Consider the following 14,758-nt stretch of genomic DNA (forward strand, 5'->3'; position numbering starts at 1 on the left):
TGGCCAAGTACCCTCATTCTAATTTTGTGCCGTCGTAAGGGCAATAGTTTGTAGTACCCGGAAAGATACGCCTGCATTCAGGGCACATTGCTTTACGAGGTCTTTCTTTATTAGAGGCAACTGGTGCAACAGAAGCTGCCTCTACCTTTTTATCAGCCTTATCTATTATACCAGGAATTTCCTTTTCTAGCATCTTTATTCTGTCAGAGGCATAGGGATGGCTGCGCAGAAACGCGGGGCCTATACTCTTTTTGCCTGATTCTTTTAGCTTTTTCAGGAAAGATATCATCGCATAAGGGTCATACCCTGCCTTATGCGCGTATTTTACGCCAAGCCTGTCTGATAGGAGTTCGTCTTCCCTGGAGTAGCCAAGCATAATAAGATTATAGCTGATCGAGGCAGCTGTCTGCATATCCTCAAGGCCTGCTTTGCGCATGGCAATATTCATCAATATGGTATAGCCTATCTGCGCCTGCATCTTTTTGGCGATGTGCCTGGCGGCAACATGCCCCACCTCATGTCCTATTACGCAAGCAAGCTCATCATCTGTGGCCTTATCCAGGAGTCCGGAATTTATATAGAGGTACCCGCCAGGGCTGGTAAACGCGTTTAGATCTTCCTCTTCTATGACATAAAATTTATACACGAGGTCCTTGCGATCAGAGACCCCTGCTATTTTCTTGCCTATCTCTCTTACGCGATTATTTTTCTCAACGTCATTGCTTAGCTTATATTGACTGGCGACTTTCGCGGAAACTGCCTTACCTATGGATACTTCTGTAGCGGTGGTTATGAAGATGAATTCTTTTTGGCCTGTGGCAGGGTTATAGACAGTGGCGCATCCGCACAATGTTAAAACACAGCACAAAGTTAATAATAAAATAGTATTTCTCAAAGAGATTTATGGCAGTAGCTTTTGTACGATGCTGCTTACGATCTTCCCATCTGCGCGGGCTTTTAATTCCTGCATAGCTCCCTTCATTACCTTGCCAAAGTCGGCCTTGGAGCTCGCGCCTGTCTCAGCTATGACCTTTTTTACAGCAGCCTCTACTTCTTTTTCGCCTAACTGCTCAGGCAGATATGCCTTAAGTATTTCAAGTTCCTTCTCTTCCTTTTCCACGAGGTCAGGTCTCTCGCCCTTTTTGAAGTTCTCTATGGAATCCTGGTGCTGCTTTACCTGTTTAGAGATTATTTTGAGGATGTCGCTGTCGTCGAGTTCTTTAGTCTTTTTTTCTATGGCGAGATTCTGCATGGAGGCGGTTATCATGCGCAGCGTTGAGGTGCGTATCGAATCCCTGCTTTTTATAGATTCCTTCAGGTCTTCCCCAATTCTTTTTTCCAGTTTACTCATTTAGATCTACCGCCTTCCTTTTTCCCGAGTTTTTCATACATCAGGTTACACAGGAACCTCAAGAATGTACTTTTATTATCTTCCTCTATTTTTTCGAATTCAATACCTGTACTATAGGATGATTTTTTATCCCCGCCCGCTTCTTTAGACCAGACTATCGTGCCATTAAGGTGCACAGGATTTAGCGCCTCAGGTATTTCTATAATAAGTGCTATCTTGCTTCCAGGCATCATCTTTTCTTTAGTCAATAGTTCCAGTCCTCCCGCGCTTACGTCTTTAGTAATAGCTGTAGTTTCAAGCCTGGGATCTTTCCGGACCACATAAAGCACTTTCAGGGCAATGTCAAATCTTATAAATCTTCTTTTCTCTCTCATAAATCACTCCAGCATTGTTATTTTAAGGCCGGGCTTAGATATGGCCTTGTATTTCACGCCTGCTTCTTTAAAAAGGGACTCGAAGCTCTTATCAATATATTTGCCGCATGTTATGAACTGTTTTATTTTCGCGTTTACTATCATTTTGGCGCAAAGTATGCATGGAGAATGCGTGCAATAAATGGTGCTGCCTGAGACATCTATGCCGTGAAGCCCTGCCTGTATTATCGCGTTTTGTTCAGCATGTATGGCCCGGCATATCTCGTGCCTTTCTCCTGAAGGTATGCCCTTTTCATTTCTGAGACAGCCTAACTTCAGGCAATCTTTTACTCCGCTTGCCGCGCCATTATATCCGGTAGTAAGGATCTGCCTGTCTCTTACTATGACCGCGCCCACATGATGCCTGAGACAGGTGGAGCGCTCGGCCACAAGGTATGCCAGCTTCAAAAAATATTCATCCCATTCAGGTCTTTTTGTATTTTTTAATCGTTTCATCTATCTTTTTATAAAACTTCTCTAAGGTCGAATCGTTTATGATCAGTGCATCCACGAGCTGGAGACATTTTTTAAGCTGCTGGTTTCGCGGATCGTTCTTATTTTCCTTTTTTTCTTTTTCTATAAAATCATCAAGGGTCTGGGCGTCGCCAGGCCTTTTTCTGTCTATGCCTCTCTTGAAACGCATTTCCACAGGCGCGTTCACGCCTACTAATATAAAATCATCCAGCCTCTTCAGCGCTTCCACTTCAGCGGGATTCCTTATGGAATCGACTATATGGTTTTGCGCCGGCGCAAGTTTTTTTATGGTCTCTTCCGCCAGAAACGAGGCCTTGTTTTTGCGCCTTAGCTTATTTCCCAGCTTTATCAGGTTTTCACGCAAAGGTTCTATACTTAAGCGCTTTGCCTCATCTCTCAGTATATCTGAGAGCGAGTGATAAACAAACCCTTTTGATTCTATATACCTAGCTGCCTCGCCTTTTCCTGACGCATTAGGGCCTGTGAGACCTATTATCATAAGCTTACTTAACTGTTGCCCCCAATGATATGTCTTTGTCAGGACACATTACAACTATGTTTTCCGCGTCACTGGCAGCGAGTATCATGCCGTTGCTCTCTACGCCTCTTATTGTAGCAGGCTGCATGTTCTCCACTACTGCTACAAGCTTACCTATTAATTCCTCTGGCTTATAGGCCTTTTTTATTCCAGCGACCAGCACTCTTTCTTCTCCGCCAAGATCTACCTTGACCACGTAAAGCTTGTCCGCGTCAGGGTGATCATTTACTTCCTTTATCCTGGCTATTTTGATGCTGAGCTTTTTAAATTCTTCAAAAGAGATCATGCGTTCAACCTTTCTACCTGGGGTTATGGTCGTGTCAATGTGTTCAGATGCGTCAATAACATCGCTTCAACCGCAGGATTTATTTTAATAAATTTAACACCGGCGTAAAATAGGCGTCTGCCCTGCGCGTCCTGATTATGCAGGTCTTTTGTCCAGGCGACCTGCCCGATCAGCTTTGCAGGCTTTGAAAATCCCGGGACATCTATCTCCAGGTCTATACAGGACTTTTCTTTTAATTTTTCATATGTAACCAGGCAGAGCCCTTTTTGTGATACGTTTACTGTTTTGGAATTGAACCTATTAGAGGGGTTTTGTACCAGGTCGTACCTTATTTTTATTTCTTCATTAAACCTGACGTATTTTCTCTTCTCCCGCAGGATCCAGTATCTGCGCGCCAGGCCCAGAGTTACATCGTTTCGAAGCCTCTTCTCTTCCCGCCATAACATTATCAATATAAATAAAAGTATGCTTAATGTAAGAGCATATACAAGGTACATTTTACACCTCTAAGAGTTCGTACCGGCTCGACCCTAATTTTATATTTTCAGCATGTTTTATCTGCACAAGAGGGTCTATTTCAGTGTGAGCCTCTTTAAAGCTTTCGATCTTCGCCATATCAATCGATGCCTGGTCAACAGCCACAGGATCCATGCCGCCTATTATACCTATATCCGGGGTAATAGGCGCTTCATTATTTGCCATGCAGTCACAGTCCTTTGTTATGCCGTACAAAAAATTCATATAGGCTATTTTTTGACCAAAGACATTTTTAACACCTAACGCATATTCTACCATCTTTTCCTGCATTTTTACAACATTTTCGTCGTATTTTATCTGGATGGCGCCTGATCTGCAGACAACAACGCATTCCCCGCAGCCGATGCACCTTTCCTTTACAAGCAGCGCCTTTTTCTTCTTTAATCCTATTGCGTTTGCCGGGCAGACATCCACGCAGCTAGCGCAGCCGATGCATTTCTCCGAAGTTATCTCAGGCAGTGTTTTAGAGTGCTGCACGAGTTTGCCGGCCCGACTGGCACAGCCCATGCCCAGATTTTTCAGAGAGCCTGCAAAGCCTGTCTGCATATGACCGGTTACATGTGAGAGACAAATAAGCGCGTCTGTCTCGCATATTCCTTTGGCCAGTTTGACATTTTCAAGATGATCACCGCGGATAGCTACATTTTGACCACTTCTCCCATGGAGCCCGTCCGCTATTATTATTGGTATGCCGATACTCTTTAAATCATATCCGTGACTATGCGCAACATGGGTGTGACCGACGGCATTTGAACGTTTTTCTCTGTAAAGCGTATTAGTCTCGACAATAAAAACATTATCTGTCTTTTGCCTGAGATGAGTTATAAATTTAGAAAGCCACGGAGCCTTTATGTAACCAGAAGTCCCTTCTTCTCCAAAGGTCAGCTTGATCCCAACAAAATCATTCTTTTTTATGAAATTTATTGGCTCGATCTTCTGCCACATTGAAAGAATAGCATCGTTTATCGCGTCGATAGAATTCCAGTCCTCGATCCTTTTAAGATATACCTTATTATCCTGCATGTCTCCCCTTTTCAATGTACGTGTTTCTGATGTTGTTTAAAATACTAAGGTACTTTTTTGTCCTGTAATCAGGGTAGGTCCAGTCAAAGGGCTGGAAGCCCCCTTTTCTCCACCCGAGGGTCACCTCAGCGTATATGCCCCTGGCTATGCATATCCTGTGTGAGTAGTTCTTTGTAGTAGCCAGGACCAATTTCGCGTCCGAGATGTATCCCGGATCGATATTTACCCGCCGTTTCAGCAGGCCCTTTTTCTTTATCGCGAGTTTTTGTTCAAGGGAATTCGTAATGGCCTTTATCTTTGATATGCGTTCAGGCGGGATAAGTCTTTTAAATGAGACAAACTTTCTTTTCAATGGCTGGCCCATTTCTTTTTTATAATAATCCGTATAATCGAACTTAAGCACAGGGCTTTTATAGTCCATCTCTCCGAATTCTTTAATAAAAAACTCTTCGGTCTTGTCGAAGAGTTTTTTGTCTTTTGCCAGCATTCCAATGATAAGCTTTACTTGTCGAGGCATATGGGCCTATGTTATGTGGATCTCTTCTTCGATCTCTCCCCCAGGCCCCATGTAAGCATCTATTATCTTTTGATCTTTCTTTGAGATATCCGTGAAAAAAATTGCCACGTTATAATGGGCCTTTTCAACATCCTGCAATATTACAGGATCGGACCTGACCACAACTCCTTTGCACCTGATCTTCCTGGTATGGCTTCCATTTTGCTTTGTAGGGACAAGAAGGACGACCACTATCTTTGACATCAATGGCAGAAGCCTGGTTATGCGGCAATTTATCCCGGATGAACTTATATCCGCTGTTTCTGTTATTACATCAAAACCCTTGTCAGCGATCTTAAGCGGTATCTGCCTTTTGGCGCGTTGATGTTTGCGACGCTCTTCTATCATGAGGCTATGCTTCCTTTTTTGCTTTTTCGTCTTCTTTTTTCTTAGCAGCAGCTTCTACAGCCAGCTTCCAGCATCTTTTACTGCAGTAGTAGCCCTCATTTCTGTAGTAGCAAACCTTTCTCTGAAGCCGCTTGTTGCACTTCATGCAATTGGCTGGCTTCTCTACTACCTCTTTTTTCTTTACCTCTGGCTTTTGCTCAGCCTTCTTTGGTTCTGCCTTTGGTTCAGCCTTAGGTTCGGTCTTTGCCTCGGGTTTTTGTTCTGGTTTCTCAACTGGTTTTGGTTCTGCCTTTTGCTCTGGTTGCTGCTCTGGTGTTGGTTTCATTTCTTCAGTCATGTCTTTCCCTCCGTATTGGGCATTTGCCGCACAATGGTTTTTTTGACTTACATACATTCTTGCCCAATTCCACTATCAGGGCATGAAATTCATTGAATAGTCTTACATTCGGCGCCAGGTTTTCCATGAAGAGCCTTTGCACCTGGTCATAATCAGCATCTTCATTGATATAACGATGTCTTGAGAATATCCTCTTTGTATACGCGTCTACCACAAATACTGGTTTTTTGCCCGCGTACAAAAGGATGCTGTCAGCTGTCTCAGGACCTATACCATTTATACTTAAAAGCTCATTTCTCAGGACGCGCGTATTCTGCCTTAACATCTTTTCCAGGCTATTCTTATGCGCGCTATCCAGAAACGTTAAAAAATTCTTTAGTCTATCGGCTTTTATATTATAGTAACCCGCCGGCCTTATTAAACCAGCAAGTCTTTTCTTAGGGGTCCGGGAAAGCTGTTTTAAATCTAATGCCTTTGCTTTCTTTAGATTCGCGATCGCCTTTTCAACATTGGCCCAAGACGTATTTTGCGTTAGTATGGCGCCTACTATTATCTCTAATCTTGTATCAGCGGGCCACCATTTCCTTGGCCCGAATCTTTGGTATAGTAAATCGTAGATCCTTAATAGTGACTTTTTATGCCTTGTCCTTTTCAATATTCAGAGCGCTTTTTTATTTCAGAAACGATCTCTATCAGTTCATTATAGTATTTCGAGTTTCTTGTAACAGGCCGCTTTACATACTTTTCTTTCTGAGAATGTTCTTTAAAAGATGATACGCTTAAGGAGGAAAGATTCCCAGATTCCTTTATCTCGAATGTAGCGACGAGATTATGGTCTATTGCCGCTACTGCGTCAGCCCACAGTTCTTTTAGCATAGAAAGCGCTAAGGGTTTTTTCGCCAATATAGTGCCTGCTGTCCTGTTCGAAGAGATCACTGAAAAACCATTCTCCTGCAAGGCCAGAGCGGCATACGTAAACACTCTTTTAGACTCACTATGTATATTAAGGCTAAAGGTGTCTCCTTTTTCGCTGACTGCCGGTCTGACAGTATAGTCACGCCTTTCCTGAAAAGGCCTTTTTACAAGTAATATGCTGTCCCCTTCGCGGATCTGGTAATCATCCACTGTCCTTAGTACCTCCGCGGCTGAAACGGTCGGCCGCACTTCAATGATGTGCGCCTCCGCGATTTTTTCACCGCCCCTGTGCACGATAAATCCATTGCCCATCACTATGCCTGCATCCTGACCGCGCCTTATTATAAAAAATTCACCATCAGGATCCACAGTGATTATCTCGGAAACCACCTCTACCTCTTCGCAGAACGCAGGGAAGCTACCCAAAAAACTACACAAGAATAAAATCAATAAAATTTTTCTCATCACAGTCTTATTTTAATACAGATTCGGAACAAACTCAAGAAAAATCTTCAGAAATCTTTAGGAGTTGGGAAATTAGTGGAGGGAATACTTGCAGGCCTTGTCAAATGTTGCCTTAAAATCAAACCTTCTCCTGAAATCCCTTTTCGAATCCTTCTCAGTCTTGCCAAGCATGCCAGCATCTATCATATTAAAGACTATCTCGCCAAAGTCATCAGTCCTTTTTATGCCCCAGCGCTCAAATACCAGCCTTGTCATCGGGCCAAACTGATCAAGGGCATAATCCTTTATTCCCTCAAGCAGCTCTATGCCGCTTACATGGCCTTTTCTTTTGAGTTTTTTTGTTGTGAAGTTTAGCGCGGACATGACAAAGGAATACGCCTCAGGGTCATAGCGCTTGTCCTTGTCCAGGACATTAAGCAGGGCCATTACTTTATTTATGCTTTGCTTACTTTTCCTCTCAGCCATAGTGATAAAAAGTATACACGGTGGGGTCTAATTTGTCAAGGAAGCTAGGGTTAGATAGCTACTGGCGGGCCGAAAAATCTTGCGCCCACGGAATATCTCTCAGAGTGCGGCTGGCTGGAGATCCAGGCGATCTCCCCTGCTGCCTTTATGAATTGGTTTGTTTGGGGATGCTGAAACTCGAAGACAAGATTTGTAGCAACAGGGAAAAATTCATCTGATGCAAATCCGATACCGCTTTTGCTTATATCCCGGCAGACAGAATTACCGAATCTTTGCGAACCCTTTTGCTGGTAGCGCAATGCCGCTGATAATACTGTTCGATTAAATGATCTTCTTTCCTGTGCCATAGCTCTATTATTCCTGTAAGACCTTTTCCACGATAAAGTTTATTCTCTCAGCGTCTTTTCTATTTATGGTTGTAAATTCAACACCTGTATCAAAAGCCTTGGTTTTGTCTTCCTTGTTCGAGACTATCCACACGATCGTACCATCACACTCTATTACAGGCTGGGCATCGAGAAGATCCAATTGTATCTCAACAGGCGCGAATATCCCCAGGTCCTTGGGAAGCATTGCGCATATGCCGCCTATACCGATGTTTTCAGTGATGGCGGATACACTATCAGGGTGATCCTTCTTTTTTACAGTGATCTTGCACGGGTATTTTGCCCTGGGAAACTTTCTTCTATTGATTCCACTCCACATAAGGCCTCCTTAATTCATACTTATTATAACCTAAAATTCCACACAATTCAAGCATTTTTCAATCTTTTTACCTAAAGTAGACAAAACAGACAGTGACTGTTTTGTCTACTTTTCTGTTTGCCATGGGGGTTCAAAGGTGTTATAATCAAAATGATATGTACTTGGACTTCTATGGATTAAAAGAAAAACCGTTTAGCGTAACATCAGATCCTAATTTCCTCTATCTCAGCAGGAAGCACCAGGAGGCTATCTCGCACATGCAATACGGGATCGAGGAGCGCATGGGTTTTCTGGAGATCACTGGAGAGATAGGCACAGGAAAAACTACCCTGTGTAAAGGTCTTCTGAATACACTTGATGAGCACACCAAGACCGCCTTTATACTCAATTCCAATCTTTCAGAGATCCAGCTCCTGCAGGCGATCGTTCAGGATTTCGGGATCCAGCTAAAGAATAAGCAAAAGATCACCATGCTCAACGAGCTCAATAGATTCCTGCTCGAGCAGCTAAAGATGAAGAATAACGCTGTACTCATAATAGATGAGGCGCAGAATCTAAAGCCAGCTATGCTTGAACAGATCCGGCTTCTCTCAAACCTTGAGACTGAAAAAGAAAAACTGCTTCAGATCATTCTGGTAGGCCAGCCTGAGTTAAAAGAAAAACTTGCCTCCAGGGAATTGGCACAGCTGCGACAAAGAATAGCCATCAGGTATCATATCTCTCCTCTTGGCAGAGACGAGGTCGAAGGATATATAAATCACAGGCTGAAGGTGGCTGGCTCCGAGAGCAATGATTTCTTTAAAGATAAGGCGATGGATGAGATCTTTAAGTTTTCCAGGGGCGTGCCTAGATTGATAAACATACTATGTGATAAAACTCTTTTAGCAGGATATGTAAGAGAGAAAAAAGCCATAGACAGCGCTATGGTAAAAAAATCCGCGAAGGAAATTGAGGGCATATTCGAGTGAGCATAATAAACGATGCTATTAAAAAGGCAAGAAAAGAATCAGGCCTGAAAGGTGTGGGCGAGGTAGTCAACCTTTCAGAAATAAGCCCTTCTGCGCCAAAGACCTCTGAAGTAAAGTGGATAGCGATCGTGGTGATTTCCCTAACAATCATCGCCTCTCTCTTTGGCTCTATGTTTTTATATAATCACATAACAAAGATAGATGAACCTGTCACCTATTCTATTACAGAAAGAAGCGAACCTATTGCCCTGTCCAGAAAGGCCAAGCCAAGCTATAGTGAATTTCAAGAGACAATAGAGCTAAACGGCATTGTCTACGAAACTCTGGACCGCTGGGCCATCATAAACGACAAAATCGTCCGCGAAGGCGACCTCCTCCCAAATGGCAAACTAATCCTCATCCAAAAAGACTACGTAAAAATCCAAAAAAATAACGGCGAAGAACTAGTCCTGAATCTAAGATAGTAAAAGTAGGGTGTACCCAAACAGGACGTCTACTATTTCCCTCTATTTCCCTTTATAAGCTCCAACCGGCTTCCGAGTTTTTCTCTGGTTTTTCTTGAAAATCTAAGTTTTCCAAATTCTTCATTTCCTGTATAACATTAAGTACTTCCTTGGCTTCCAAGGTTTCTTCAAAAATTATAGCTTTCCGCCTTCGATTTGAAACTTTCTGCGACAGATATCCTTTGACTTTCTCTGTGACTAGGTTACTTTTTACATTTTTAAAAAGAGAGATAGCTTTTAGGGCTCTAAGATTCCCCGCCTCATGGAGTTTTTTAAGCTTTTCAACAGCCTCTAGCTGCAACTGTTCTTCATTGGAATTTTTTAATAGCTCAATTTCTTTAATTAAAATATATGCCAAGATAGATTTTGCCTTATCTCCTGTATAATATTTTTCAATATCGCGTAACGCTAACTCTGTTTTTTTTGTTCCTGTGTATTTTTTCAAAAAGTATTTATTTATAAAATTATAAATCTTTCTAGGTTTTGTTTGTTTTAGAAAATTAGGGTCTATTTCTGATACTATTAAAGTTGCGTGTAATAATCTATAGAGAGATTTTCGCAAGATATCTCTTATAATTACCGAATCCAAATCATACTTTATAAAAAAACTGTGAATATTCATACTATCAATCAATTCTTTAGCTCTGTAAGAGGCCTCTTTTCTTAAAGTTAGAACGTCTATTTTTTTTCTCCTTATCTGTGTACCATATATAGCCACGCCATAATCAAAACGCAAAGCAGCCAAATATTCTATTTCATGCGTCAAAGGGTCGAATCCTAAGAATTTAAACTCACAGTCTATAGGGGTATAGTTTTTTTCTGGAAAAACTAAGATTGGAGACTGAGAATTAATAAAAGCTGTCATGTGTTCTACTTTTTTTTGATAATCAACCATTTCCCGAGCATTTATCCTCAGTCCTATTTTAAAATCAACATCGCTTGGTTCAGGCGAGTAAATAGAGCTTCCAAAAATAATGATGTGTTCTAATCTATCTTTTAAATCAAAATGAGAAAGCACGTACTCAACGTATTCAATTATTGTCCTTTCTTCTCCAGATTGCGTTTTAATAAAAGCTTTTTGTGACATCTTGATTCTTTTTACGATTTCACGTTGTAACTGTGGTTTGAGTAGAGGGAAATATGCATTCCCTTCTTCTAAATATTTTTTAATCGTATATTTCGAAGGGAAAAGTTTAGCTAATCTGCCTCCCCCTTCTTCCATGGGAACCCTAAGAGCATTCTTTGATGCTGTATAGGAATAAGTGGTGCTAGTTAATAAGAACGAACTGCATGTTACAATAATCAGCACTCTCAAATTATACCCTTTTTTAAACCTTACCATAATTCACCCATAAAAATAGCCTCTGCCTGTCTTATAAGGCTATATTGCTCCTATCGTTATTGTAATGTAATTATACCATATAAATAGGGGTTTGGGAAGGGAATTTTAGGGGGCAGGTGAATTTGAAAATGTAGCCTTTTATGGATAAGTGTGGCGCGGGGTGTCCTGTGAGTGGGAGGATCCACACCGGGCCGTGCCCCGTACCGATAGGTATGGGGCGGAGGGGCCCGCCCCGTTCCAAATTCTAGTCGATAATCGATTCATTGTTTGTAACTAATTGCGGGCAATTCTGATTGATTATTTGATGATATTTGAGAATTTGGAACGGGGCCCGCTCACAGGACACCCCGTGCCACACAATACGGGTTAAAGAGTTCTAATCCGTCTCTTCGATTGTGGTAAGGGCTTCTTTGGCTGAGGATTGTTCTGCGGTTTTTTTGTTGGGGCCGGAACCTATGCCGTAGCGTTTGCCTTGTATAAGGGCTTCTACAATGAAATGCTTCTTGTGGTCCGGGCCTATTTCTGAGATGATCTTATAGGAAGGTGTAGCCTTAAATCTCTTTAACGCGATCTGCTGGAGCGCGGACTTGTAATCCTTCGAACCTTTTCCCTCTCTTACAAGCTGGATCTCTGAATAAAAGACCTTTTTTATAAATTTAGAAGCTGGTTTTATGTCCCCGTCCAGGTAAATAGCGCCTATTAATGCTTCTAATGCGCACAAAATATTCGATGTGTGCTTTCTTCCGCCAGAGGCCTCTTCTCCTTTTCCCAGGAGAATAAAATCGCCTAAGTGAAGATGCTTTGCTATGCGGCCAAGCGTGGAGCCGCTTACCAGCTGAGACTTATAGCGCGTGAGAACCCCTTCATCCTGGTCAGGAAAATCCTCGTAAAGCAGCCTGCTCATGACTATGCCCAGCACAGAGTCGCCTAAAAACTCGAGTCTTTCATTATCCTCTAATTTTAATTTAGATTTTTCGTTCGCAAAAGATTTATGGGTCAGGGCCTGGTTCAAAAGCTCTTTATTTCTAAAGCGGTAACCAATGGATCGTTCCAGGTCTTTAAGTTTTTTCAAGCGGGTCTTGTCTTTTTTTAGAATCATATAGATTCCCGCTTTCGCGGGAATGACAATTACAGCAGGCTCTTGATGGAATTTAGTATAACTGACTTAGGTATGTTTTCCTTTACCACAGTCTTTCCTATATTTACAGGAAGTACGAATCTATTTTTTCCGTGGATGAATTTTTTATCATGTTCCTGCGCCTTAAATATAGCTTTTATATCCAGGCCCTTTAGGGTAACTGGCAAGCCTATCTTTTTTATCAGGTTCTTTATCCGCAGAAAGCTTCCCTCATCCAATAGCCCCAATTCCCTAGCTATATGCGACGCGGCAATAGTGCCAAGCGCTATTGCCTGGCCATGGCTATATGATTTACCATAATGCGCGGCTGTTTCAATAGCATGGCCTATTGTGTGGCCGAGATTGAGTATTACGCGTATGCCTTTATTATCATGTTCGTCCTTTTCCACCACGCGAGCCTTTATTAAACTACACGTGTAGATTATGTATTCCAGTGACTTTTTGTCACGACCCAATACCTTTTTGTAATTTTTTTCAAGAAAACTGAATAGCTGCGGTGATTTGATGATACCATATTTAACGACCTCTCCTAATCCGGATATCAGATCTTTTTTAGGTAGAGTCTTTAATAAAGCTGCGTCACTAAAAACAAGTCGCGGCTGGTAAAACGCACCTGCAAGATTCTTGCCTACGCTTAGATCTATGGCTACCTTGCCCCCTATTGCAGAATCTACTTGAGCAAGGAGCGTTGTCGGGACCTGAATGTAAGGAATGCCGCGCCTATAAATACTCGCGACAAAACCTGCCAGGTCTCCTATCACGCCACCGCCTAAAGCAACAATAAACATCCTGCGACTGGAGCCATCGAATTTAGAAAGCCTGTTAAGGAGACTGATACAATATTTCTCTGATTTGGATTTTTCGCTGTCTGGCACAACCGAGAATCTGACGTTAAAACCAGATAAAGAAAGAGATGCTTGTATCTTTTTACCTAAAAGCCTTTTTATAACAGGATTGGTAATTATTACAGCATCAGTGCCGATCTTTAATCTCTTCAGGTGTTTGCCAAGATCAGCGATTTCATTGCGAGAAACCTTTATGTCATAGCTTCTTTTACCGAGATTTACGCGTATTTTTTTCATGTCTCCACACCCAATAATCGGGCCAGGAACATAACAATAGGCCAGATCACCCCACCTATTATGCCCAGCCAGAGCATTCCGAATATAATCATGAATCCATACGGTTCGAGCTTTGCGTATTTAATAGCCATATCTCTTGGCAAAAGCCCCATGGCAACCCTGGAACCATCCAGCGGAGGTATGGGTAATAGATTAAATACCGCAAGTACCAGATTTATAAGTATGACAGAGTTTAGGATCGATATAAATAAAGGGCTTCCTGCCAGAGTCAAATTCGAGATCTTTAGTATAAAAGATAGGACGATCGCAAACAGCATATTTGCCGCGGGTCCTGCCAGACCTACCCATACCATGTCTTTTTTAGGGTTGTTTAATCTATGGAAATCAACAGGAACTGGTTTTGCCCAGCCAAACACAATAGGCGCATGAGTTGCTAGAAGTACTAGAGGAAGAAAAATCGTGCCTATGGGGTCTATGTGGGCCACAGGATTGAGCGTGAGCCTGCCTGCATTCTTTGCAGTAGAATCGCCTAATTTCCATGCGACCCAGCCATGCGCGTACTCGTGGATTATTACAGCAAGAAAGAATATCGAGAGTGTTATTAAAAATCTCATTGGCTCTGCGTTGAGAATGTCAGGTTGCCTTTTGGCTCAGGCGCCTTACGCTCTAGTATAATACCTTTAGAGAAAGTTCCCTTTATCCCTCGACTGCGTCCTTCGACGCGCTTCTCTTGCTCAGGACGACCCTGAGTTTGTCGAATGGGTCGCTCGGGACTCGCTTCTTTTTTTACCTCTCCTACCTCAGGTTTTACTAGTTCCAGATTGAACATGACTTGACTGGCATGTATCCAGCCTGTTGTTTTCTCAGGCGGCTTTACCTCATACCAATCATCCTTTTCCGATACGATCTGAAGTTCCTGCGGCTTCGAGGCCTGGCCGAGTATGGAATACTTTGTTCCAGGGCCTGCCCTGAGATTTACGCGCGTGGCATTAACTTCGCCCTTCGACAAGCTCAGGACTTCGCCCACTCCTTTTTTATCGATGATATCCACATAATCATTTTTGATATAAAGATGCGCTGTTTCTGGCAGCACGACCTTGAACCAACTATAACGCTTATCAATGATCTTAACAGGGTCACCCTTTTTTAATTTACCCAGGATCTCATAATTCACATTATCCCCTGCCCTTACATTGGCCCCATCGCTCTTTGCAAAGCCTATCTTAGACAATGCCTCTTCCTCAAGCGAGAAAGAAACCCCACATGCAAACAATACAACGCAAAATGTTACAGCAAGTATCTTCATAGCCAC

The 14,758-nt window shown here is 42.4% G+C and carries 23 protein-coding genes; 2 read left to right on the plus strand and 21 right to left on the minus strand.

From position 1 onward, the window contains the following. Window positions 1–13: 13 nt before the first annotated feature. From P9L93_03275 to P9L93_03350, 16 genes are all read right to left on the minus strand, one after another. On the minus strand, window positions 14–868 hold the full coding sequence (locus P9L93_03275) for a M48 family metallopeptidase (protein ID MDP8230105.1): 855 nt from the start codon (window positions 866–868) through the stop codon (window positions 14–16). A gap of 33 nt (window positions 869–901) precedes the next feature. Next, the gene (locus P9L93_03280; protein MDP8230106.1) at window positions 902–1,351 is read right to left on the minus strand and encodes a GatB/YqeY domain-containing protein; all 450 of its coding nucleotides are present in this window, start codon (window positions 1,349–1,351) and stop codon (window positions 902–904) included. Continuing rightward, window positions 1,348–1,725, minus strand: coding sequence for a PilZ domain-containing protein (locus tag P9L93_03285; GenBank protein MDP8230107.1), 378 nt, complete (start codon window positions 1,723–1,725; stop codon window positions 1,348–1,350). The genes P9L93_03280 and P9L93_03285 overlap by 4 nt, the downstream gene beginning before the upstream one ends. Before the next feature lie 3 nt (window positions 1,726–1,728). Next, a complete protein-coding gene (locus P9L93_03290) occupies window positions 1,729–2,220 on the minus strand; it encodes a dCMP deaminase family protein (protein ID MDP8230108.1) in 492 nt (163 codons plus the stop codon). Then, complete coding sequence (locus P9L93_03295; GenBank protein MDP8230109.1) at window positions 2,189–2,737, minus strand: AAA family ATPase; 549 nt, start codon at window positions 2,735–2,737, stop codon at window positions 2,189–2,191. The genes P9L93_03290 and P9L93_03295 overlap by 32 nt, the downstream gene beginning before the upstream one ends. Window positions 2,738–2,741: 4 nt before the next feature. Then, window positions 2,742–3,089, minus strand: coding sequence for a methionine--tRNA ligase subunit beta (gene metG, locus P9L93_03300; protein MDP8230110.1), 348 nt, complete (start codon window positions 3,087–3,089; stop codon window positions 2,742–2,744). Next, window positions 3,086–3,559, minus strand: coding sequence for a PilZ domain-containing protein (locus P9L93_03305; GenBank protein MDP8230111.1), 474 nt, complete (start codon window positions 3,557–3,559; stop codon window positions 3,086–3,088). Before P9L93_03305 ends, metG begins: the two co-directional genes overlap by 4 nt. A 1-nt stretch (window position 3,560) precedes the next feature. Next, a complete protein-coding gene (locus P9L93_03310; GenBank protein ID MDP8230112.1) occupies window positions 3,561–4,622 on the minus strand; it encodes a DUF362 domain-containing protein in 1,062 nt (353 codons plus the stop codon). Further along, window positions 4,612–5,139: a DUF4416 family protein gene (locus P9L93_03315; GenBank protein MDP8230113.1), complete on the minus strand. Its 528-nt coding sequence runs from the start codon at window positions 5,137–5,139 to the stop codon at window positions 4,612–4,614. Before P9L93_03315 ends, P9L93_03310 begins: the two co-directional genes overlap by 11 nt. 6 nt (window positions 5,140–5,145) lie before the next feature. Next, on the minus strand, window positions 5,146–5,526 hold the full coding sequence (locus tag P9L93_03320; protein ID MDP8230114.1) for a PilZ domain-containing protein: 381 nt from the start codon (window positions 5,524–5,526) through the stop codon (window positions 5,146–5,148). A gap of 4 nt (window positions 5,527–5,530) precedes the next feature. Next, window positions 5,531–5,863 (minus strand): hypothetical protein, encoded by a 333-nt coding sequence (locus tag P9L93_03325; protein ID MDP8230115.1) that lies wholly within the window; start codon window positions 5,861–5,863, stop codon window positions 5,531–5,533. Beyond that, a complete protein-coding gene (locus tag P9L93_03330; protein MDP8230116.1) occupies window positions 5,856–6,518 on the minus strand; it encodes an endonuclease III domain-containing protein in 663 nt (220 codons plus the stop codon). The genes P9L93_03325 and P9L93_03330 overlap by 8 nt, the downstream gene beginning before the upstream one ends. Next, window positions 6,515–7,243, minus strand: a complete 729-nt coding sequence (locus P9L93_03335) for a hypothetical protein (protein ID MDP8230117.1) — start codon at window positions 7,241–7,243, stop codon at window positions 6,515–6,517. The genes P9L93_03330 and P9L93_03335 overlap by 4 nt, the downstream gene beginning before the upstream one ends. A gap of 72 nt (window positions 7,244–7,315) precedes the next feature. Continuing rightward, window positions 7,316–7,708: a hypothetical protein gene (locus tag P9L93_03340; GenBank protein ID MDP8230118.1), complete on the minus strand. Its 393-nt coding sequence runs from the start codon at window positions 7,706–7,708 to the stop codon at window positions 7,316–7,318. A gap of 50 nt (window positions 7,709–7,758) precedes the next feature. Then, on the minus strand, window positions 7,759–8,055 hold the full coding sequence (locus tag P9L93_03345) for a PilZ domain-containing protein (protein ID MDP8230119.1): 297 nt from the start codon (window positions 8,053–8,055) through the stop codon (window positions 7,759–7,761). 7 nt (window positions 8,056–8,062) lie between these two features. Then, entirely contained in the window at window positions 8,063–8,413 is a 351-nt protein-coding gene (locus P9L93_03350; protein MDP8230120.1) for a PilZ domain-containing protein, read from the minus strand. A 155-nt stretch (window positions 8,414–8,568) separates the two neighbouring features. Between P9L93_03350 and P9L93_03355 the strand changes: the two genes are divergently transcribed. Then, window positions 8,569–9,381, plus strand: a complete 813-nt coding sequence (locus P9L93_03355) for an XrtA-associated ATPase (GenBank protein ID MDP8230121.1) — start codon at window positions 8,569–8,571, stop codon at window positions 9,379–9,381. After that, window positions 9,378–9,845 (plus strand): hypothetical protein, encoded by a 468-nt coding sequence (locus tag P9L93_03360; GenBank protein MDP8230122.1) that lies wholly within the window; start codon window positions 9,378–9,380, stop codon window positions 9,843–9,845. The genes P9L93_03355 and P9L93_03360 overlap by 4 nt, the downstream gene beginning before the upstream one ends. A 52-nt stretch (window positions 9,846–9,897) precedes the next feature. On the opposite strand, the gene P9L93_03365 is transcribed toward P9L93_03360, so the two are convergent. From P9L93_03365 to P9L93_03385, 5 genes are all read right to left on the minus strand, one after another. Further along, on the minus strand, window positions 9,898–11,226 hold the full coding sequence (locus tag P9L93_03365; protein ID MDP8230123.1) for a hypothetical protein: 1,329 nt from the start codon (window positions 11,224–11,226) through the stop codon (window positions 9,898–9,900). Window positions 11,227–11,602: 376 nt separating this feature from the next. Further along, the gene (gene rnc / locus P9L93_03370) at window positions 11,603–12,325 is read right to left on the minus strand and encodes a ribonuclease III (protein MDP8230124.1); all 723 of its coding nucleotides are present in this window, start codon (window positions 12,323–12,325) and stop codon (window positions 11,603–11,605) included. Window positions 12,326–12,354: 29 nt separating this feature from the next. Continuing rightward, the gene (gene aroB / locus P9L93_03375; protein ID MDP8230125.1) at window positions 12,355–13,446 is read right to left on the minus strand and encodes a 3-dehydroquinate synthase; all 1,092 of its coding nucleotides are present in this window, start codon (window positions 13,444–13,446) and stop codon (window positions 12,355–12,357) included. Beyond that, window positions 13,443–14,060: a site-2 protease family protein gene (locus tag P9L93_03380; protein ID MDP8230126.1), complete on the minus strand. Its 618-nt coding sequence runs from the start codon at window positions 14,058–14,060 to the stop codon at window positions 13,443–13,445. The genes aroB and P9L93_03380 overlap by 4 nt, the downstream gene beginning before the upstream one ends. Beyond that, window positions 14,057–14,752, minus strand: coding sequence for an SH3 domain-containing protein (locus P9L93_03385; protein ID MDP8230127.1), 696 nt, complete (start codon window positions 14,750–14,752; stop codon window positions 14,057–14,059). Before P9L93_03385 ends, P9L93_03380 begins: the two co-directional genes overlap by 4 nt. Window positions 14,753–14,758: the final 6 nt, after the last annotated feature.

It is taken from the genome of Candidatus Gorgyraea atricola (genome assembly GCA_030765235.1).
Classification (GTDB): Bacteria; Omnitrophota; Gorgyraeia; order Gorgyraeales; family Gorgyraeaceae; genus Gorgyraea; species Gorgyraea atricola.